17 protein-coding genes are annotated in these 21000 nt (G+C 45.3%); 8 read left to right on the top strand and 9 right to left on the bottom strand.

The window, feature by feature from the left end; translation table 11 throughout:
- Positions 1 to 638 precede the first annotated feature (638 nt).
- The 6 genes from fre to trxA all read right to left on the bottom strand — a co-directional run bounded on the left by fre (position 639) and on the right by trxA (position 6472).
- Positions 639 to 1352: an NAD(P)H-flavin reductase gene (gene fre, locus ATB74_RS22710; protein ID WP_061019808.1), complete on the bottom strand. Its 714-nt coding sequence runs from the start codon at positions 1350 to 1352 to the stop codon at positions 639 to 641.
- Positions 1353 to 1372: 20 nt separating this feature from the next.
- Positions 1373 to 1642: a 2Fe-2S iron-sulfur cluster-binding protein gene (locus ATB74_RS22715; RefSeq protein ID WP_008224727.1), complete on the bottom strand. Its 270-nt coding sequence runs from the start codon at positions 1640 to 1642 to the stop codon at positions 1373 to 1375.
- Positions 1639 to 3480, bottom strand: a complete 1842-nt coding sequence (gene ubiD, locus ATB74_RS22720; protein WP_060983725.1) for a 4-hydroxy-3-polyprenylbenzoate decarboxylase — start codon at positions 3478 to 3480, stop codon at positions 1639 to 1641. The genes ATB74_RS22715 and ubiD overlap by 4 nt, the downstream gene beginning before the upstream one ends.
- Positions 3481 to 3578: 98 nt before the next feature.
- Positions 3579 to 4574 carry a hypothetical protein gene (locus ATB74_RS22725; RefSeq protein WP_060983724.1) on the bottom strand — a complete coding sequence of 332 codons (996 nt, stop codon included), beginning with the start codon at positions 4572 to 4574 and terminating at the stop codon, positions 3579 to 3581.
- Positions 4575 to 4685: 111 nt separating this feature from the next.
- Entirely contained in the window at positions 4686 to 5945 is a 1260-nt protein-coding gene (rho, locus tag ATB74_RS22730; protein WP_017062978.1) for a transcription termination factor Rho, read from the bottom strand.
- Between the two features lie 200 nt (positions 5946 to 6145).
- Positions 6146 to 6472 carry a thioredoxin TrxA gene (gene trxA, locus ATB74_RS22735; RefSeq protein WP_010440700.1) on the bottom strand — a complete coding sequence of 109 codons (327 nt, stop codon included), beginning with the start codon at positions 6470 to 6472 and terminating at the stop codon, positions 6146 to 6148.
- A gap of 111 nt (positions 6473 to 6583) precedes the next feature.
- Here trxA and rhlB point away from each other — a divergent pair, with 111 nt between their 5' ends.
- Positions 6584 to 7894, top strand: a complete 1311-nt coding sequence (rhlB, locus tag ATB74_RS22740) for an ATP-dependent RNA helicase RhlB (RefSeq protein WP_048610414.1) — start codon at positions 6584 to 6586, stop codon at positions 7892 to 7894.
- Between the two features lie 6 nt (positions 7895 to 7900).
- Positions 7901 to 9394, top strand: coding sequence for a guanosine-5'-triphosphate,3'-diphosphate diphosphatase (gppA, locus tag ATB74_RS22745; protein ID WP_061019809.1), 1494 nt, complete (start codon positions 7901 to 7903; stop codon positions 9392 to 9394).
- Between the two features lie 96 nt (positions 9395 to 9490).
- On the opposite strand, the gene ATB74_RS22750 is transcribed toward gppA, so the two are convergent.
- The 3 genes from ATB74_RS22750 to recQ form a co-directional block, all read right to left on the bottom strand.
- The gene (locus ATB74_RS22750) at positions 9491 to 10162 is read right to left on the bottom strand and encodes a 7-cyano-7-deazaguanine/7-aminomethyl-7-deazaguanine transporter (protein ID WP_048613244.1); all 672 of its coding nucleotides are present in this window, start codon (positions 10160 to 10162) and stop codon (positions 9491 to 9493) included.
- 245 nt (positions 10163 to 10407) lie between these two features.
- Positions 10408 to 10719, bottom strand: a complete 312-nt coding sequence (locus ATB74_RS22755; RefSeq protein WP_017061332.1) for a DUF3630 family protein — start codon at positions 10717 to 10719, stop codon at positions 10408 to 10410.
- 49 nt (positions 10720 to 10768) lie between these two features.
- On the bottom strand, positions 10769 to 12607 hold the full coding sequence (gene recQ / locus ATB74_RS22760) for an ATP-dependent DNA helicase RecQ (protein WP_060983721.1): 1839 nt from the start codon (positions 12605 to 12607) through the stop codon (positions 10769 to 10771).
- A 179-nt stretch (positions 12608 to 12786) separates the two neighbouring features.
- On the opposite strand from recQ, the gene rarD reads away from it, so the two are divergent.
- From rarD to ggt, 6 genes are all read left to right on the top strand, one after another.
- Complete coding sequence (gene rarD, locus ATB74_RS22765; protein WP_061019810.1) at positions 12787 to 13692, top strand: EamA family transporter RarD; 906 nt, start codon at positions 12787 to 12789, stop codon at positions 13690 to 13692.
- Positions 13693 to 14057: 365 nt separating this feature from the next.
- On the top strand, positions 14058 to 15560 hold the full coding sequence (locus ATB74_RS22770) for a DUF1800 family protein (RefSeq protein ID WP_061019811.1): 1503 nt from the start codon (positions 14058 to 14060) through the stop codon (positions 15558 to 15560).
- 3 nt (positions 15561 to 15563) lie between these two features.
- Positions 15564 to 17327, top strand: a complete 1764-nt coding sequence (locus tag ATB74_RS22775; RefSeq protein WP_061019812.1) for a DUF1501 domain-containing protein — start codon at positions 15564 to 15566, stop codon at positions 17325 to 17327.
- A 123-nt stretch (positions 17328 to 17450) separates the two neighbouring features.
- On the top strand, positions 17451 to 18245 hold the full coding sequence (locus tag ATB74_RS22780; RefSeq protein WP_060983717.1) for a helix-turn-helix transcriptional regulator: 795 nt from the start codon (positions 17451 to 17453) through the stop codon (positions 18243 to 18245).
- Positions 18246 to 18343: 98 nt separating this feature from the next.
- Positions 18344 to 19006 carry a LysE family translocator gene (locus ATB74_RS22785; RefSeq protein ID WP_060983716.1) on the top strand — a complete coding sequence of 221 codons (663 nt, stop codon included), beginning with the start codon at positions 18344 to 18346 and terminating at the stop codon, positions 19004 to 19006.
- Positions 19007 to 19097: 91 nt separating this feature from the next.
- Positions 19098 to 20855, top strand: a complete 1758-nt coding sequence (ggt, locus tag ATB74_RS22790) for a gamma-glutamyltransferase (protein ID WP_061019813.1) — start codon at positions 19098 to 19100, stop codon at positions 20853 to 20855.
- Positions 20856 to 21000 lie beyond the last annotated feature (145 nt).

The following is a 21000-nucleotide window of genomic DNA, read 5'->3' on the forward strand; positions in this document are numbered from 1 at the left end:
AAGGATTGTTAGTGTCGTTTCCGCTCGACTTGCATGTGTTAGGCCTGCCGCCAGCGTTCAATCTGAGCCATGATCAAACTCTTCAATTTAAGATTTTGTGACTCAACGAATACTGACTTCAAAACTACTGTGTAATTCTAAAGCTATTACCATTCCAACAGAATGATAATGAATTGACTGTGCCGAATAACTACAAGTAGTTAAACGTATTGGTCACTCAGTTCATTGAAATCAATTTGTTACCGAAGTAACTGTTACTACCTAAGTAATAACGTTTTGATATTCATCAACGAGTGCCCACACAGATTGATAGGTTTAAATTGTTAAAGAGCTTAACTTCTTGAGCGTTCCTTTTAAGTAAGGAGCCTCTCGAAGTGGACGGCCATTCTAGCGAATTAACATTCAGTGTCAAACACTTTTTGAAAATTAATTTTTTGTCGCTTTCCGCCTTACTGATTCTTGCTGAAGCCTTGTGGCGTCTGCCGTCTCAGTGGTGTCGCATTATAGGGAACCCTCTCAGCTTAGCAACTACTTTTTCATAAAAAATGAATAAATAGGGGTTAACTGCCTAATAGTTCACCTAAACGTAAAAAAGAGAGCATTTCTGCTCTCTTTTTACTCAAAATCTAAAGGTATTGTTAGATAAATGCGTAAGCATCAGCGTACATATGGTCACGCTTTGCTTCTTTATTCTGAGTAAATAGGTCTCTTGCAGCGCCCGCCATTTCAAAACGACCTGCAATATAGATATCGAAATCAGCTAATGATTCAAAACTTTGCGTGATAGCCTCAAGCACATTACCGGTTTGACCATGCCAAACTTCCGGTGCTTCTTCTACTACCGGTACAAAGTGCACATTGCTATGCTGTTCTGCAATGCCAACCAGCTCTTCTTTCGCATATAACTGACACTCATCTTTTGCGCCCCAGTATAGGTAGATCTCTTTCGAGCTATTTTGTGCGATGCAGTGATCAAGAATAGAACGTACGTAGCTAAAACCCGTACCACCAGCAATCAATAGTAGAGGGCGTTCGCTTTCTTCTTTAATCCACGCATCACCATGTGGTGCATCAATCGCGATATCGCCATCTTCAGCTTGTGCCTTTTTCATTGCTTCAACCACTTCTAATGCATAAGCATTGTGTTCAGCAGCACCAATATGTAGCTCAAGCTCACCTTCGTGGCGACAAGGGCTGCTCGCAATTGAAAATGGACGCTTATCTTTTTCACCCATTTCAACCATCAGGTACTGACCAGCTTTAAAGGCAACAGGTGTCTCTGGGTGAAGTAGGATTTGGTAAGTGTTACAAGCCAAAGGCTCGATAGACTTAACTTTACATTTAATAGTCATGTTCTTCCTCTCACTAACCCTTAATCGGCAAAGGTTAGAACTAAATTACTTTCTGCAAATGCTTGGCAAGCGAAAATCCAACCCTGTTGCTGCTCTTTCTCTGTGAGCATGGGTTCAAGGTGGTAACTCACTTGCCCTTCTAATTTTTTGCACATACACATAGCACATGCGCCAACTTGGCAACGGTTAGGGAAATAGATATCGCTGTTGAGCGCAGCATCCAAGACCGTTTGCCCTTTTTCTACGGTGAAACTGATGTTTTCTGGATACAAGACTACTTGGTAGCTCATAAAATTCCTAGTTGTTCCCAGATGCTATCAATCTTTTTGACCAACTCAGGATCTTTTGTGATTGGAACACCCCACTCACGTAGACACTCACCTTCCCATTTATTGGTCGCATCGAGACCCATTTTGGAGTGCCCAGTTTCGTTCTGAAGGAACAAGGTATCTCTAGCAGGATCCATTCTAGTGGTTACCGCCCAGATGATGTCGTTCCAGTCACTCACGTTAACATCGCCATCACACACGATAACGAATTTGTTCTCATCAAATTGAGACCAAACCGCTTCCATGATTTTCTTACCATTACCGGCAGCTTGCTTATCAATAGACACCACAACCATGCTGGCATTGTCGTTTTGCAGGTGAATATCAATAATTTCAGGGTGAACCTTGGTTAACTCAGCCAAGCTACCCTCTATATGTTCACTATTTTCAGGTGCTAATTGGGCATCTGGCGATAGCGCTAACTCTGCGTCCCACTTCTTAGTGATATCTAGACCCATCTTAGAACCCAACCCAACCACGGGTGATGCAAAATCCAATGAATCGATCGGCGTGTTCTCTATCATCAAGCTATCGCGTGACGGATCCATATGTTCGCACATCGCTGTGGTTACTTGAGACCAATCGCGTGCATTGACATCCTCATCGCACACCAATACAAATTTGGTGTACATGAATTGGCGTAAGAAAGACCATACACCCATCATTACTCGCTTAGCGTGACCTGGGTATTGCTTCTTCATGGTCACGACTGCCATTCGGTACGAACAGCCTTCAGGCGGTAGATAAAAATCTTCAATCTCTGGGAACTGCTTTTGAAGAATAGGCACAAACACTTCATTTAGCGCAACCCCCAATACCGCAGGCTCATCCGGTGGACGGCCAGTATAGGTGCTGTGATAGATAGGGTTCTCGCGCATGGTTACATGAGTAATAGTAAACACATGATGCTTTTCTTTCTCGTTGTAGTAACCAGTATGGTCTCCGTAAGGACCTTCATCCGCAAATTCATTCGGGTCGATGTAACCTTCCATCACGATTTCCGCACTTGCAGGAACCTCTAAGTCGTTGCTGATTGATTTAACGACCTCAGTTTTACTACCACGTAGTAAGCCTGCAAACGCGTACTCAGATAAAGTATCCGGCACTGGCGTAACCGCACCAAGAATGGTAGCTGGGTCGGCACCAAACGCTACCGATACCGGAAATGGTTTACCAGGGTTGGTTTCCATCCAATCGCGCAGATCCAGCGCTCCACCACGGTGGGCTAACCAACGCATGATGATTTTGTTCTTACCGATCTTCTGCTGACGATAAATGCCTAAGTTTTGGCGTTTTTTGTTCGGACCACGAGTAACCGTTAAACCCCACGTTAGCAATGGCGCAACATCGTCAGCCCAACAGCTCATCACGGGGATTTTATCTAGGTCGACGTCATCGCCTTGCCATACCACTTGTTGGCAAGCCGCTTTGCGAAGGCGCTTAGCCGGCATGTTTAAGACTTGCTTAAACACAGGCAGTTTATCAAGAGCGTCTTTAAAACCTTTTGGTGGTTCTGGTTCTTTTAGGTAAGCAAGCAACTTGCCTACTTCACGCAGCTCTTTGACTTCCTGACGCCCCATACCAATAGCAACCCGGTTAGGTGTACCAAATAGGTTGGTCAAAACAGGCATGTCATAGCCTACTGGATTTTCAAACAAAAGAGCCGGGCCACCAGCACGTAGAGTACGGTCGCTAATCTCGGTCATTTCGTAGTCTGGATCGACTGGGTGAGAAATGCGTTTCAACTGACCAATACTTTCAAGATGGTCGATAAAATCACGTAAATCTTTAAAACTCATAGGACTTCTACATGCTGATTATTCTGCGCTCAGTATATCAAAAAGGGTGACGCTGAGATCCCCCTTTTTAGTGTGGTTATTGAGAGGAAAAATCCACCTTACGGTAATGCTTGCTCGATCAAAGAGCTCTTCACCTGAGGGTTATCATTGACGAGATCTTGCAACCATCGCGTATGACCTTGTTTAGCGAGTTCACGAGCGACTAATGGGGCTTCATCGGCAATCGCCATCCTAGAGACAAGGAACTGCTTCACCTCTTCTGATAACGGGTTAACCTTGGTGAGCAAGGTAATCGCTTCATCTTTCAAACGCGGATTTTTAGTCGCAGCCATTACTTGTTCTAACGCGAACGCTTGTTTGGTTTCAGCAAGGCGAACTAACTCAGCTTGACTATGATAATCAGCCTTCATTCGCCATAGAATCTTATAGACCTCTGGGTCTTCGCTCACTTGCGCTAATCGAACCACCACTTCAGTGGAAGGTAACCAGCTAACAATAGAAGATGCGGTGAGTTGCTTAGTTAGATAATCAACCGCTTCAGGAGACAAACTGTCTAGCTCTCTAATGAGCAGCGCTTCTCGCGTTTGAACTTGATGCTCAGAACCAGATAACCACTCTTTTAGGTCGAGTTCCTGCTTCTCTGCATCTAGTACAAACACCAGTATCTTCTGATCTTGACGCCACTGTTTGATGAGACGATTAGCAATTGAAGGATAATTAAAGGCCGGTACCGTAAACTCGTAGCCATCTCCACGCTCTAATACTTGATAAGTGGGCGTGATAGCGAGTTGCTGCTCGATGAAGATGGACATCTTAGGTGTGAGTACGATTTTTTGCTGCTCGAGCTTCTTCAAGAGTTGGTAACGAGCCACCTCTTGTTGGGGGAATGTCAGGCGCTCAAGTGCAAAACGTAGCGAATTGACTTCGTCACGTACGACAAGCTCGAGTAATTCAGCAGTTTTCAGTTTTACTTGATCATTCTCAAGCCAAGACTCTACTGTAAGTGGAGACATCTCAGTGGCATAGCTCATACCAACCGGTGAAAATAACAGTGAAGTAGACAGGAGTAATGATGACAACAGTCCATGTTGCATTTTAACTTCCTTGTAACACTTTTGTTCATTCTGCAAGCTGTCGCTACAAAATGCAAATAAAAAGCGCCACCCGAAGGCAGCGCTTATTAAATAACGATCAGCTAATCAATATTACTGACGACGCATTGCGTCAAAGAACTCATCGTTCGTTTTGGTCATTGCTAGCTTATCGATAAGGAATTCCATTGCGTCGATTTCGCCCATTGGGTGAACAATCTTACGCAGGATCCACATCTTCTGTAGTTCATCGTTCTTCGTAAGAAGCTCTTCACGACGAGTACCAGAGCGGTTGAAATCAATCGCTGGGAATACGCGCTTTTCAGCAATCTTACGGTTAAGGTGCAGTTCCATGTTACCTGTACCTTTGAATTCTTCGTAGATAACTTCATCCATCTTAGAACCAGTATCAACCAGTGCTGTTGCGATGATCGTTAAGCTACCACCTTCTTCTACGTTACGTGCCGCACCGAAGAAACGCTTTGGACGATGTAGAGCATTCGCGTCAACACCACCAGTAAGAACTTTACCTGATGAAGGAATCACAGTGTTGTAGGCACGAGCTAGACGAGTAATAGAATCCAGCAGGATAACCACGTCTTTCTTGTGTTCAACAAGGCGTTTCGCTTTCTCGATAACCATTTCTGCAACTTGTACGTGGCGAGATGCTGGCTCATCGAATGTTGAAGCAACTACTTCGCCTTTAACTAGACGCTGCATTTCTGTTACTTCTTCTGGACGCTCATCGATAAGTAGAACCATTAGTTCACACTCAGGATGGTTACGCGCAATGCTTTGAGCAATGTTTTGCAGAAGCATTGTCTTACCCGCTTTAGGCGGAGCAACAATCAGACCACGCTGACCTTTACCAATTGGAGATGCAAGGTCAAGAATACGAGCCGTAATATCTTCAGTCGCACCATTACCCGCTTCCATCACCATACGTTCGTTGGCGTGAAGAGGAGTAAGGTTTTCGAAAAGAATCTTGTTACGAGCGTTGTCTGGCTTGTCGTAGTTAACCGTGTTTACTTTAAGCAGTGCAAAGTAACGTTCGCCATCTTTAGGTGGACGGATTTTACCGCCAATAGAGTCACCAGTGCGAAGGTTAAAACGACGAATTTGGCTTGGAGATACGTAGATATCATCTGGGCCAGCCAGGTATGAACTGTCGGCGCTACGTAGGAAACCAAAACCGTCTTGAAGAATTTCTAGAACACCATCACCAAAGATGTCTTCACCACTTTTTGCATGCGCTTTAAGGATGGAGAAGATAATGTCTTGTTTTCTTAGGCGAGCTTGATTTTCAAGACCTAAGCTTTCGCTAAGTTTAACAAGCTCAGACACAGGTCTGTTCTTCAGTTCAGTAAGATTCATAGTGGTGGAAGTTTGTTTAGTCAAAATAGGATCTGTTTTCTTAAGTTAAGAAGGATTTGGTCACAGGATCGACCAAGAAGAGAAATTCGTTCAATTAACGTGCGATAAATTAGCACTAAAACTAAGACTAGTCCATAGCTTAGAAAAAACAAAACCGCGCATTTGTTAACTGCACGGTTTCTTTTCAAAAGCTGACCTTATTAAAGGTTAGCGTCTAAGAACTCTTTAAGTTGAGTTTTAGATAGTGCACCAACTTTAGTCGCTGCTACGCCGCCATCTTTGAAAAGAAGTAGCGTTGGAATGCCGCGAATACCAAATTTTGGTGGAGTACCAGCATTTTGGTCGATATTTAATTTACCGATTGTGAGCTTGCCTTCGTACTCGTCTGCGATTTCGTCAAGAATCGGCGCAATCATTTTACATGGACCACACCATTCTGCCCAAAAATCAACAAGAACAGGGCCTGCAGCGTTGATTACATCGTTATCAAAACCGTCATCAGTTAGCTGCAAAATCTTATCACTCATCTTCCACTCCAATGTATTTTTTAGAACTGGTTGGATGATAACCAGTAAATAGATGCCCTATTGGAATGTATTTACTTTCGTATTGCAAGCTTAAGCTGATATTCTATAGCAATGAAAAAGACGCATATCACAGAGCAAAAGTTCGCCGACTTGGATTTACTTCCGCAAGTCATTGAAGGATTGGAGAAAAAAGGGTTCGATTATTGTACCCCTATCCAAGCCTTGGCGCTCCCGGTACTGCTCACCGGCCAAGACATTGCAGGCCAGGCCCAAACGGGTACTGGTAAAACGCTTGCGTTTCTTACTGCTACTTTTAACCACCTGCTAAAAACACCTGAGCATGAAGGGCGTAAGCCTAACCAGCCACGTGCGATTATTATGGCACCAACGCGTGAACTCGCGATTCAGATCTACAACGATGCTGACTCTCTGGTTGAAAGCACAGGTATCAAGGCAGCACTTGCTTACGGTGGCGAAAGCTACGACAAGCAACTAGGTAAGATCGAAGAAGGCGCAGATATCTTAATTGGTACGACTGGCCGCATCATCGATTTCTACAAGCAAAAGGTATTTAACCTTAATCACATTCAAGCCGTTGTTCTTGACGAAGCTGATCGCATGTTCGATCTTGGTTTCATCAAAGACATCCGCTTCTTGTTCCGCCGTATGCCTGAGCCAAAAGATCGCCTGAACATGCTGTTCTCTGCGACATTGTCTTACCGCGTACAAGAGCTAGCGTTCGAACACATGCACAACCCTGAGCACGTGGTTGTTGAGCCAGAGCGTAAAACAGGTCACCGTATTCAGGAAGAGCTGTTCTACCCGTCAAACGAACACAAAATGGCACTTCTGCAGACGCTAGTTGAAGAAGAGTGGCCAGAGCGCGCTATCATCTTCGCTAACACTAAGCACAAGTGTGAGTCTGTTTGGGGTCACCTAGCTGCAGATGGTCACCGTGTTGGCCTACTAACTGGCGATGTTCCTCAGAAGAAACGTGAAAAGATTCTTGAGCAATTCACTAAAGGTGATGTTGACCTACTTGTCGCAACCGACGTTGCAGCACGTGGCCTACACATCCCTCAAGTAACACACGTATTCAACTTCGACCTACCTGATGACTGTGAAGATTACGTTCACCGTATCGGCCGTACAGGTCGTGCTGGTGCAAGTGGTCATTCGATCAGCTTTGCTTGCGAAGATTACGCAATCAACTTGCCACCAATCGAAGAGTACATTGAGCACGCTATCCCTGTCTCTGACTACGATGCTTCTGCACTGCTAGAAGATCTACCAGCACCATTGCGCTTACGTACACGTAACCCGCAACAACGCCGCTCGAACAACAATGGCCCACGCAACGGTAACCGTAAACCAAACCAGAACCGTCGCCCACGCCAACCGCGTCATAACAAGGAAGCTTAGTCGCTTATGAGTCAAACAGTGTCACCCCCGCTTTACGCTGCAATCGACCTCGGGTCGAACAGTTTTCATATGCTCGTTGTGCGTCATATCGATGGCAGCGTACAAACCATGGCTAAGATTAAGCGCAAAGTGCGTTTAGCTGCAGGCTTAGATGAAAATAATGCGCTTAGTAGAGAAGCTATGCAGCGCGGTTGGGACTGTTTGAGTCTCTTTGCAGAGCGACTGCAAGATATTCCGAAAGAAAATATCCGCATTGTGGGTACAGCGACCCTACGTACCGCTATCAATGTGGATATCTTTCTAGAGAAAGCGAACCAGATCCTTGGTTACGACATCAATGTTATCTCTGGTGAAGAAGAAGCTGCGACTATCTATAAAGGTGTAGCACACACTTCTGGTGGCAGTGGGCGCCGACTGGTGGTTGATATTGGTGGCGCAAGCACCGAGATGATCATTGGTGAAGGCTTCTCAGCGAAAGCACTAACTAGCCTAAAGATGGGCTGTGTTACTTGGCTTGAGCGCCACTTTAAAGATCGCCAATTAACCGCAACCAACTTTAACAACGCCATTGAAGCGGCGAAGTCGACGTTGGCTCCTATCCTAGATAGCTACACTGATATCGGATGGGATGTGTGTGTTGGCGCTAGTGGTACCGTTCAGGCACTGCAAGAAATCATGTTGGCGCAAGGCATGGATGAAGTGATTACTCATGCCAAACTTAAGCGCCTACAGAAACAAGCCATGATTACAGAGCGCTTAGAAGAGCTAGAAATCGAAGGACTAACTCTTGAACGCGCATTAGTGTTCCCGAGTGGCCTTTCTATTCTTATTGCTATTTTTGAGCTGCTTGAAATAGATTCAATGACACTTGCAGGCGGCGCACTCCGTGAAGGCCTAGCCTATGAGATGGTTGATGAACTACGTCAAGAAGATATCCGTGCACGTACCATCAAGAGCGTACAATCACGCTACCAGATGGACGTAAGCTACGGTGAACAAGTTGCTGTAGTTGCACAGACTCTACTAAAGCAAGCCGGCGCCGAAGCGTGGGTTTCAGAGCCTCAAGCTGGTGTGCTATTGCAAACGGCAGCTAAGCTTCATGAGATTGGTTTAACCATCGATTTCAAAAAAGGCGGTGAGCACAGCGCTTATCTACTGCAGAACTTAGATCTGCCTGGCTTTACTCGAGCACAAAAGTACTACTTGGGTGAGTTAACTCGTCGCTACCGTGAACAGTTAACTTCATTACCAGAGCAGCACGCTATCTCAGGCACCAGCAGCAAGCGAATCTTACGTATTCTGCGCTTGGCTATTTTGCTGACTCACCGTCGTAACCCAGTGCTAGAACCTGAGTTCAAGCTGACGACGAATGACAACAATCTAACCTTAACGCTTTCTAAGCAATGGTTAGCTGACAATCCGCTGACCGCTGCAGAGCTAGAAATCGAGTCGAATAGACAAACCGATATTGGCTGGCCATTGAATATTGAATGCCTCTGATATTAGTATCTGACGCTAGAAATTAAAAAAGCCCAAGTTAGTAGACTAACTTGGGCTTTTTCTTATCTTTGCATTAATGCGTTTCTAATCTGATCCTTAAACGTTCACGCCTGTCGCTTTAAAGTCAGGGTTCACTGCGGTTAGCTTTCTAACAATGTAGTTCAGAAGCACGCCGTACATAGGCACGAATAAGCCTAGGCTGATGATAAGTTTGAATCCGTAATCGACTAAGGCAATCTCAGTCCAATGCTCGGCCATGAATGGATCTGGGCTTTGGTAGAAAGCAATCGCAAAGAACGCGATGGTATCAATAGCATTACCGAATAACGTTGAGCATGTTGGGGCAACCCACCATTGTTTGAGCTGACGTAGGCGGTTGAAAACATGCACATCCAAGATCTGACCCAGTAAATAAGCCATGAAGCTCGCCGCGGCGATACGTGCAACAAACAAGTTGAACTCACCTAATTGGCTAAAGCCTTGGAATGAACCTTCAAAGAACACCACTGACAAGAAGTAAGAAACGGCCAGTGCAGGCAACATCACTAAGAAAATGATTTTACGAGCAAGCTGCGCGCCAAAAATGCGTACTGTTAGATCGGTCGCTAGGAAGATAAACGGGAAAGTGAAAGCGCCCCAAGTGGTGTGCATACCGAAGACGGTAAAAGGTAGCTGAACCAGATAGTTGCTTGACGCAATAATCACCAAATGGAACAAAACTAATAATGCTAGGGCTTTGCGCTGTTGCGCAGGGGTAAAGTTACTCATGCTGTACCTTTTTAGTTTGGTTTGGGGGTGAGGGAACCCAAATCGAGTCATTTCTTCGAATAATCCAAGAAAGCTCTTACCAATAATGTGAATTAAAAAATGTATCAAAAAATTGCTCTACTGAGCGGCGGGCGATTATACATTAATCAATATTGGCTGCAACGGTGAGAACAAACGCAAACGTTTATTCTCACTTTTATTGGTGAATAGCGCTAGAAGTTGTGTTTTAGAAACGATGCAAAAAGTTAGAAACCGCGTTTGAAAAGCGTCGCGAGATAATCAAACTCTTCTCTGCTTTCTTCAGCGTTTAGCGACTCAAACCAGATTGATTCACTGTAATGTTCAGACTTTAAAAACATCCGACAATCTTCAAAATCAATTAACCAAGAGTGCATATCGGCGTCCCATTGCTTTTCAACAACAGACGCTGACAGCAATGCCACCAGCTTTTCACCTAGCACTTCATAAGAATCAAAATCAAAACTTGGAGACGTAATCAATAAACGCCCTTCCTCAGCCAAATACTCTCTTAAGCCAAATTCTGTTTGTGTTGTCATGTCCCTATCAACCTTATTCTTTTTCTATGAGCCAATCGTTTTTTATAAACTAGCCGTGTGTCGTGATGTGCTCTTGAATCAAATCCAAGAATGGATCGGCGTACTTATCGAGCTTGCGTTGACCAACACCATTAACCGCTAGCATCTCTCCGTATGAGGTTGGCAATACTTCAGCCATATCAATCAGCGTCGCATCACTGAATACCACATATGGTGGCAAGCCATCTTCATCTGCAATCGACTTACGTAGCTTACGCAGCTTAGCAAACAACTTCTTATCGTAGTTCTTACTGCTTAGCTTGTCAGACTTAGCATTGCGCACCGCTGTATCTAAACGAGGCACAGCCAACTCCAAAGACATCTCACCACGCAGCAGCGGGCGGGCTTCTTCTGTTAACTGTAATGTCGAGTTACGAGTGATGTTCTGGAACAACAAGCCTTTATGAATCAGCTGACGGAAGATACTGATCCAGTAGTCGTGGCTATGGTCACGGCCAATACCGTAGGTAGAGAGCTTGTCATGACCATTATCGCGGACACGGATATTCTGCATACCACGCATCACTTCAACCACGTAGCCCATACCAAAGGACTGATTCACACGGTACACACAAGACAACGCCTTTTGCGCCTCTTGGGTCGCATCAAAATGCTTGGGTGGATCGAGACAGATATCGCAGTTGCCACATTGCTTCTCGCGATATTCGCCAAAGTAGTTAAGCAGAACCTGACGACGACAGGTTTGCGCTTCGGCAAAAGCACTCATCGCATTCAGCTTGTGCATCTCAACTTGTTTCTGTGGGCCTTCTTCTTTCTCATCCAGCATACGACGCAGCCACCCCATATCAGCTGGGTCAAACAACATCATTGCTTCAGCAGGCAAACCATCACGACCTGCACGGCCTGTCTCTTGATAATAAGATTCGATGTTGCGTGGAATATCAAAGTGCACCACAAAGCGTACGTTGGGCTTGTTGATACCCATACCAAAAGCCACAGTCGCGACAACAATCTGAATATCATCACGCTGGAAGGCTTCTTGAACATAAGCGCGCTCATCGGTGTCCATGCCAGCGTGATAACCAGCGGCACGAATACCGTTATTGCACAGCTTCTCGGTCACCATCTCCACTTTCTTACGGCTACCGCAATAGATAATGCCGCAATTACCCTTTTGTGTTTCTAGATAACGAACCACCTGTGACACGGGTTTGTGCTTCTCAACCAGGTTGTAGCGAATATTAGGGCGATCAAAGCTGCCTAAATAAGTATGCGGATCCAGGAGCTGTAACCGCGAGATAATATCTTTGCGCGTCGCATCATCAGCGGTTGCCGTTAGCGCCATGTAAGGCACATGCGGGAAATACTGTTTAAGCTGACCTAATGATGCGTATTCAGGGCGGAAGTCGTGTCCCCATTGAGAGATACAGTGCGCTTCATCAACCGCAATCATCGAAAGCGGTAAACCCTGAAGGCGCTCGATAAAGTCACGCATCAACACACGCTCTGGTGACACATACACCATTTTCAGCTGACCTGAATTCATACGATTGAACACATTCAGCAACTGGTCGCGGGGCATTGAAGAGTTAATACACTCAGCAGCAACACCGTTGGCCTTCAGTTGATCGACTTGGTCTTTCATCAACGAGATCAACGGCGAGATAACCAGAGTCAGCCCTTCACGAACCAAGGCGGGAATTTGGTAACACAGTGATTTACCACCACCGGTTGGCATTATCACCAAACTGTCTTTGCCTTCAACGGCCAGGTCAATGACCTCTTGCTGACCATCGCGAAAGCTTTGATAGCCAAACACATCTTGTAAGATGGTTTGCGCATCATTCGCGGGAGTTGGTATTTGCTCAGCAATCAGAGTGGCGGTCATTGTGGTTCCTAATCGAGGTATGAAATCAGCAAGCATCTTCGGCAAGCAAGTCGCACATTGTAGAGGGGAACGCTGGCGAATTAAACCGCAAATTGTTAGGTGAAAAGGGTTATCGCTCCTATACTGACCAACTCTCTTATAAATCTTATTAATAAGCACTCAGTGCTAGAGAAAGATGCATGACTCCAGAAGAACAACAACGTACGCGCCAAGGTATTTTGCTTGCTGTCGGTGCTTACACCATGTGGGGTATCGCCCCTATATATTTCAAATCTTTAAGTGACGTTTCCCCGTTAGAGATCCTTAGCCACCGTGTAGTATGGTCTTTTTTCCTACTCGCTTTTTTACTACACATTGGCCGCAGCTGGCGTAAAGTGCGCGACACCTTGACATCAAAACCAAAAATGCTCTATTTAGTGGCGACCTCCACTTTAGTGGGTGCCAACTGGCTGATCTTTATCTGGGCGGTCAACTCTAATCACATGCTTGATGCCAGTTTAGGGTATTACATCAACCCGCTGATTAACGTGTTGCTCGGTATGCTCTTCCTAGGCGAACGGTTGCGTAAACTACAATGGTTTGCGGTTGCTCTGGCTGCCATTGGTGTATTAGTCCAACTGATTGCATTTGGCTCAGTGCCGATCGTCGCCATTGCCCTAGCCTTCAGCTTTGGTTTTTATGGTTTGCTGCGTAAAAAAGTTAGCTTAGAAGCGCAAACGGGGTTGTTCATTGAAACTCTGGTGATGCTACCTCTCGCAGCTACCTACTTACTGTTTATTGCCGATAGCCCAACTTCAGACTTATCGATGAACCCAATGCAACTCAACCTATTACTGGTTGCTGCAGGTGTTATTACAACCATCCCACTGCTGTGTTTTACTGGCGCTGCAACTCGATTGAAGCTATCGACACTCGGTTTCTTCCAGTACATAGGCCCAAGCTTGATGCTACTGCTGGCCGTACTGATTTATGGAGAAGCATTCACCCAAGATAAAGTAGTCACCTTCGCCTTTATTTGGAGCGCGCTGCTTGTCTTTACCTTTGATGCTTATCGAACGAATAAAAAGAGCAAAAAGCAGCTCTAACCTCAAGCGTATAATCAACCTAAACATCAAATCAGAGCTTGGTAATCACGCCAAGTTCTTCCCCTTTAGCTATAAACCCTGCTACCGCCCATTCACCACAGATGACTCAAAGTAACTCTAAGTGATATTCACTGAATTGATCTATCCAATAAATTCATACATTTAGATAGCATTCCACTTCAACATTTCGGTATGCAACATCATGCATTTCATTGGGGTTTTCACACAGGTTCACACTCTCGGGAAGCCCTCAACTTCTGACTAGATTCATCTCCTTCTAGCAACTAATCCTTAATACACCAGAAATATAAATGGAAACCAGCTATTCATTTTCTGGGGATCACTATTTGGCTAGAGGAAATCATATGGATAACTTAACTCACCAACAGGCTTCTCGATTCTTAGACTTGGCAACCATGGGGGTTCGTCAATCGGAGTTAAATGCGTTTAAAGAACAAGACGATCGCTCTTATTGGATAGATCAACAAATTGCTAAACCATACATGCGCCATCTTGAGCGAACTTATCATCAAGCGAACCGAAGGAATCTCACCAACCCAAATCAGGAGTGTCGTGTAGGGGCATGGTTTGACACTGCGTTATGGGACGAAGCACAACTACGTCAACGGATCGCGTTCGCGCTAAGCCAAATATTTGTAGTCAGTGAAAAAGATGCCAACCTTGCTACCGATCCAGAAGCGTTAGCAAACTACTATGATTTGCTTGCCGACAATGCCTTTGAATCATTTGCTACGCTACTTAAGCACATCACTCTCTCTCCTGCTATGGGACAGTATCTCACCATGAATGGCAATAAACCGGAAAGCGTGACCGGACAAGCGCCCGATCAGAACTACGCCAGAGAAGTCATGCAACTCTTTACCATTGGGCTTTATGAGTTAAACCAAGATGGAACTCAAGCCACTTACCCAGATGGTAGCGTTATCGAGACGTATGATGATGTCGATGTTGAAGGAGCTGCAAGAGTCTTTACTGGCTGGGATATCACCAATAACAACACGCTTGAACCCATGACTGCAGACAACTCACTGCATGACATGGATGAAAAATGGGTACTTGGTCAGTATTACCCTCCCGGCCAAACTGCTGAAGAAGATCTTGACCAATTTATTGCCCAAATCACCACCCATACCAATGTCGCGCCTTTTATTTCAATAATGCTGATTAAACAGTTAACGACCTCTAACCCAACTCAAGCGTACGTTTCTCGTGTATCCGCTGAGTTTATTAATTCAGGCGGAAATTTAGGCTCGGTGATCAAAGCAATTTTAACCGACTCAGAGTTACTCAAAACTAGTGATATCAATGTCACCAAAGTCAGAGAGCCTATCCTAGCGATGACCTATCTCTATAGAGCAATGGAAGCGTACGTAGGTGGCAGCGGAGATATTGTTTATGACCCAATGAACTATAAAGAAAGCTTTAATCAGTACCCACTTGGGTCTAATTCGGTATTTAATTTTTATCAGCCGAGTCACAGCCCACAAGGTGCGCTTGCAGATGCAGGCCTAACAGCACCCGAATTAGAGATTATTGACTGGAATCAACTTATCGACATGAACAACATTTTTTACAGAACACTCAAAGACTTTGGGCAGAACCGTGGAAATAGCAACAACAATAAAGAGCTCTATATTGCCCCTTCTGATTTAGAAGATTTAGCGAGAGCAGAAAGTGAAACTGAGCTTATTCAAGCGATTAATTTGCGCATTCTCAATGGACAAGCGTCCCAGGAAATTACTGACCTACTATCCGCTATCTATCACGGTCATGGGAACAAATATTACGCAGTACCCAAGATGCTGTTCATGGCATTCATTTCACCCGATTTCATGGTTCAGGAGTAGATTATGTCAATTACACGCAGAAGTTTTCTCAAAGGTGCCTCAGGTACAGCCGTATCTGGGATGGTCCCACTCTCTTTATCCATCCCAGTCAGCAGCGCCTTTGCTAATGAACAAGGTGGATATAAAGCGTTGGTCTGTCTTTTCTTACATGGCGGAAATGACTCGTTCAATATGATCGTGCCTACCGACGCTAACAACCAAAGTAACTACCAATCCGCGAGACCAAACATCCAACTCGCCAGCTCTGAGATCTTAGCCATTCCAAACACAGAATCTGGGCAAGCGCTTGGCATCAACGCTAGCATGTCTAACCTTGCCAGCATGATGAGCTCAGGCCAAGCCGCAGCCATAGTTAACGTAGGACCATTAGTAGAGCCAACCAACAAATCCAACCTTTACGATGTCAGGAAGCCATCGAACCTTGGAGCCCACAATAAGCAACAAGCCGCTTGGCAGTCGAGTTGGGGAGATAATGGTTACCATAGCTACGGTTGGGCAGGAATGATGATGGATGTCCTTCGCAGTGAAACAGCGATCATTTCCGACTCCATTTCATTTGCTGGAAATGAACTATTAACTGGCGCAAATTCTAAAGATATCTCGATGTCCTCTGGTGGTGTAAGAGCTATGGATGCTCTTGGGCATTCAAGTGCAATAAACAATAACTTCATCAAATTGGTTAATGCACCTTACGGTTCACCGTTCAAACAAGAGTATACAAAACGGCTGAAAGGCATATTAGACTTCCAGCAGGAGATCCAACTCGTGCTCGATTCATACCCAGAAGACGGCTCCATTCCAAGTAGCTCACTAGGCTCACAACTAAAAATGGTCAGACGAATGATCCAAGCATCATCCGATCTCAGTCATAGCCGTCAGGTCTTTTTTGTTAATATTGGTGGATTTGATAATCACAGTAACCAACGTGGACGCCATGATGGGCTTCTTTCTACCATCGACCAAGCCGTTAGCGCTTTCCATGCCTCTCTTGCTGAACTTGGCTTGGAAGACAGTGTTGTGACATCGACCATGTCAGATTTTGGGCGAACCATAGAAAACAACAGTAAATCAGGCACCGACCATGGTTGGGGAAGTAATCAGCTAGTGGTCGGTAATGCCGTCAATGGAGGTAACAGCTATGGGCGATACCCCGAATTTATCAAAGATGGTCAAGATGCTTGGGGCAATAAATTTATCCCGAGCCAATCCTCAGAACAACTTGCTGCGACCTTATGTCGTTGGATGGGGTTAAGTGAACAAGGTGTGGATGTCATTTTCCCATCGCTTTTGCCAGCCAACAGCAATCCATTTGCTAGTCGATATCTTGGCGTTCTGGGAGACTATCATCAGGAAGGGCAAGAAACCGAACTATCCATTGCTAACGTCAATGCCACTGAAACTCGCGCCGACCATACACCGCAAATGGCCGTAGACGGAGACAGTACAACCAAGTGGACAGCGAAAGGGCAAGGTATTCAATATCTAATTGAACTTAGCGCTGCAGCGAACGTCACTAAGCTCCTCTACTCTCAAGCTAAAGGGGATGTTCGACAATACCTATTTGATCTCGAAGTTAGTAACGATGGCATCAGCTTCGATCTGGTAACCAACGTCTTGACGCCTGGAACCACAACCAGTTTGGTGGAACAAGCCGTGAATAGAACATCGGTTAAGTTTATTCGCCTCACTTGTAACGGTAATAATGGCGATGTTTCAAGCTTAGTTCTATGGAATAACTTCCAAGAACTCAAAGTGGTCGGTTATTAGTATCACGACACTTCAATAATCAGTCAGAAACCACTAGCACTGATCGTTTTTTACAAGACAACCGCTGAATACGAAGATAAGCTTGGTTAAATTGATGACTATTTGACCAAGCTTTTTTGTACCATGGATAAAGTCCACTATTACTCTACCCCAACAGAAGATATCAGCCTGATCCAAGCTCAATACCAAGAGTTTGCCTTTCAGCGCCACTATCATTTGGACTTTCACGTCGGCTTAATTACCCAAGGGCAGCAAAAATTCGTCTATAAAGGGACGAGCCACCATGTTGGTGCTGGCCAAGTTGTTATCATGCCACCTGATGAGCTGCATGATGGGCACTCCAAACTCGATTCAGGTTATCAAGTCAGTGTGTTTGCAGTTTCTCCTAAGTGGTTTCAAGATCTTGCCGATCCCAAGCAAAATGGTCACACATTAGGCTTCTCTGAGTTGATCCTCTCCGATCAAGCTGCATTTTTACAATTACGCAACTTACACGGCCTGTTAATCAATCAAAACATCAGCCAACTCGCTCAAGATTGCTTACCATTCGAGGGATTCTCGACGATTGTCGATCGTTATGCGAAATTTGGATCGAAGAGCGACATCAAACTGGGTAATCAATCGATTGATGCACTAAAAGACTATTTAATGGCGAATTTGGATCAGCCAGTGCGACTAGAACAACTGTCTGAGTTGTGTGGTTTAACCACGACTCAATTCCAACGCCATTTCAAAAACAAAATGGGCATTACGCCTTACGCATGGCTGAGCCGTTTACGCATGGAGCAGAGCATGCGCCTGATTAAGTCTGGAATATGTGGTACAAAAGTCGCGCACCAAGTGGGCTTCTATGATCAGGCACACTTCTCCAAGGCATTCAAAACCACATTCGGCGTACCACCCTCACAAATCAACTAAGTGTTGATAATTTACAATTGCTCGATTTCAAATCACGGTAAGCTACGCTCAATACGATTACTTATTTAAAAATAGCGGCAACGTTATTGAGAACTGACATGAACGAAGTCACCATACTGATCACCCTCGCCTCTATCCATTTCATCGCTTTGATGAGCCCCGGCCCTGACTTTGCGTTAGTCGTGCAAAATGCGACACGTCACGGCAGACAAACAGGCTTGTATATCGCGCTTGGTTTATCTTGCGGGATCTTACTGCATTCGTTACTGAGCCTGACGGGAATCAGTTACCTAGTCCACCAGCAACCAACCCTATTTGCCATTATCCAATTAGCTGGCGGTAGCTACTTGCTGTACTTAGGTTTCGGTGCACTTAAAGCAACCTGGCAAATCATTCAGAACCACGACGATGACGACGATACCGTCAATGCCAAAGATCTGATTCTGACCAACAAGCGTCAGGCATTTTCGAAAGGATTTGCGACCAATATTCTCAACCCAAAAGCTTTGGTGTTCTTTATTAGCTTGATGTCGAGCTTAGTCCCTGCCGACATGTCTCTGTCGGGTAAAGGCTTTGCGCTTATCATCCTATTTGGTCTGTCTCTGTTTTGGTTCTCACTACTGGCGTGGATGCTTTCTACTAAGGCTCTACAGAAGAAACTTAGCGAAGCAACGGTATACATCGATGGCTTGTGTGGCGTGGTGTTCAGCCTAATTGGCGCGAGTATCCTTTGGCAGTCACTATCTGATTTAATCGCTTAAATTCGAATCAAGATTACAATTCGTTAACAACACACTGGCTATCTCATGTTTCCACTGCCAATCTAGCTCTGCATATTAAAAGGAGAAGATCATGCAGTGGAAAACAAAACTAACAACCCTCGCCACTTCTACCCTACTTTTTGCCTCTCACGTCAGTTGGGCAAACCAAGCTGCCGATTCCGTCGCACCCGAACAAAGTAGTGGTTTAGAAACCAAACAACTCGTTAAAGCCAATGACTGGATGGTCACCGCGGCCAACCCACTGGCGACCCAAGCTGGTGCCGATGTACTTGCTCGTGGTGGTAACGCCATTGACGCCATGGTTGCGGTACAGCTGATGCTTGGCTTAGTTGAACCACAGTCGTCCGGTATTGGCGGTGGTGCTTTCCTTGTCTATTTTGATGGCAAAGACAAGCAACTCAAAACCTACGATGGCCGCGAAACCGCACCGCTTGATGCAACACCACGTCTATTCCAAAATGAAAACGGTCAACCGCTTAAGTTTTATGATGCCGTGGTTGGCGGTCGTTCTGTTGCTACACCGGGCACCGTGCAATTGTTGTGGGACACTCACCAGAAATATGGCAAGTTAGAATGGGCATCGCTGATCAAACCTATTGCTCAACTGGCTGAAAAAGGCTTTACCATCAGCCCACGTTTAGCCACCTTGATTGAAAATGACCAAGAACGACTTAGCCGTTTTGCCACGACAAAAGCTTACTTCTTTAATGCCGATGGCAGCCCAAAAACAGCGGGTACACTACTTAAGAACCCTGAATACGCCGCAACGTTAAACGCTATTTCAAAGGATGGTGCTAAGGCGTTTTACCAAGGCAAGATTTCTGCTGATATCATCAACACGGTACAAACCGCCAAAGGCAATCCGGGTGTATTGGCACAAAAAGACTTCGACACCTATTCAATCAAACAACGCGAACCAGTTTGTTCTACTTATGAGAGCTACGATATCTGTGGTATGGGGCCGCCAAGTTCAGGCGCGTTAACCGTTGGCCAAATCTTAGCGATGACCGAGCAGTTTGACCTCAAATCCTGGGGACCAAACGATGCGAAATCTTGGCAAGTGTTAGCGGACGCTTCTCGCCTAGCCTTTGCAGACCGTGGTATGTACATGGCAGATCAAGATTACGTACCAATGCCGACTCAAGGGTTAGTGAATGCTGACTATTTGCAGGAACGTGCCCAGTTAATTACCGCAGGTAAGGCACTAGAGAGTGCGCCATCAGGCACCCCGCCGTGGGATCACGCAATGCTACGCAGCCAAGATGTATCTATTGAACTGCCGTCCACCAGCCACTTCAATATTGTCGATAGTGATGGCAATGTCGTATCTATGACGACCACCATTGAGAATGCATTCGGCTCACGCTTAATGGTGAGAGGCTTCTTACTCAACAACGAACTGACCGACTTCTCGTTCAAGACCCACAACGACGGCAAACCTATCGCGAACCGACTTGAACCGGGCAAGCGTCCACGCTCTTCAATGGCACCGACTATCATCATGCAAAACGATAAGCCTTACATGGCGATTGGCTCTCCGGGTGGCAGCCGTATCATAGGCTATGTAGCACAAGCGATTATTGCCCATACCCAATGGGACATGGATATTCAACAAGCCATCAATCAACCGCACTTCCTAAACCGCTTCGGTACCTTAGATTTAGAAAAAGGAACATCAGCGGAAAACTTCAAACCTGAGCTAGAAAATATGGGATTTGAGGTCAACGTTCGTGATCTTAACTCTGGTTTACACGCGATTCGCATCACAAAAGACGGCTTAGAAGGCGCTGCAGACCCTCGTCGTGAAGGAGCAGCCATTGGTCAGTAGGGAATAACCCTCCCTTTTTACTCGCTGCCTTGTGCGAGATCTCTCACAAGGCAGTGAGTAAATATCGATATTTAACTGCGAAATTAGGCACCTAGATATCGTAACCGATTGAAATTAAACAATACGTACATTTATCCTTCAAATA

This window comes from Vibrio splendidus (assembly GCF_001557875.1).
In the GTDB taxonomy this organism is placed as follows: domain Bacteria; phylum Pseudomonadota; class Gammaproteobacteria; order Enterobacterales; family Vibrionaceae; genus Vibrio; species Vibrio splendidus_F.

Bases quoted from the DNA above. Each gene is read 5' to 3' on its own strand.
- fre (WP_061019808.1), bottom strand. From the start codon at position 1,352: ATGACTATTAAATGTAAAGTTAAGTCTATCGAGCCTTTGGCTTGTAAC.
- ATB74_RS22715 (WP_008224727.1), bottom strand. From the start codon at position 1,642: ATGAGCTACCAAGTAGTCTTGTATCCAGAAAACATCAGTTTCACCGTA.
- ubiD (WP_060983725.1), bottom strand. From the start codon at position 3,480: ATGAGTTTTAAAGATTTACGTGATTTTATCGACCATCTTGAAAGTATT.
- ATB74_RS22725 (WP_060983724.1), bottom strand. From the start codon at position 4,574: ATGCAACATGGACTGTTGTCATCATTACTCCTGTCTACTTCACTGTTA.
- rho (WP_017062978.1), bottom strand. From the start codon at position 5,945: ATGAATCTTACTGAACTGAAGAACAGACCTGTGTCTGAGCTTGTTAAA.
- trxA (WP_010440700.1), bottom strand. From the start codon at position 6,472: ATGAGTGATAAGATTTTGCAGCTAACTGATGACGGTTTTGATAACGAT.
- rhlB (WP_048610414.1), top strand. From the start codon at position 6,584: ATGAAAAAGACGCATATCACAGAGCAAAAGTTCGCCGACTTGGATTTA.
- gppA (WP_061019809.1), top strand. From the start codon at position 7,901: ATGAGTCAAACAGTGTCACCCCCGCTTTACGCTGCAATCGACCTCGGG.
- ATB74_RS22750 (WP_048613244.1), bottom strand. From the start codon at position 10,162: ATGAGTAACTTTACCCCTGCGCAACAGCGCAAAGCCCTAGCATTATTA.
- ATB74_RS22755 (WP_017061332.1), bottom strand. From the start codon at position 10,719: ATGACAACACAAACAGAATTTGGCTTAAGAGAGTATTTGGCTGAGGAA.
- recQ (WP_060983721.1), bottom strand. From the start codon at position 12,607: ATGACCGCCACTCTGATTGCTGAGCAAATACCAACTCCCGCGAATGAT.
- rarD (WP_061019810.1), top strand. From the start codon at position 12,787: ATGACTCCAGAAGAACAACAACGTACGCGCCAAGGTATTTTGCTTGCT.
- ATB74_RS22770 (WP_061019811.1), top strand. From the start codon at position 14,058: ATGGATAACTTAACTCACCAACAGGCTTCTCGATTCTTAGACTTGGCA.
- ATB74_RS22775 (WP_061019812.1), top strand. From the start codon at position 15,564: ATGTCAATTACACGCAGAAGTTTTCTCAAAGGTGCCTCAGGTACAGCC.
- ATB74_RS22780 (WP_060983717.1), top strand. From the start codon at position 17,451: ATGGATAAAGTCCACTATTACTCTACCCCAACAGAAGATATCAGCCTG.
- ATB74_RS22785 (WP_060983716.1), top strand. From the start codon at position 18,344: ATGAACGAAGTCACCATACTGATCACCCTCGCCTCTATCCATTTCATC.
- ggt (WP_061019813.1), top strand. From the start codon at position 19,098: ATGCAGTGGAAAACAAAACTAACAACCCTCGCCACTTCTACCCTACTT.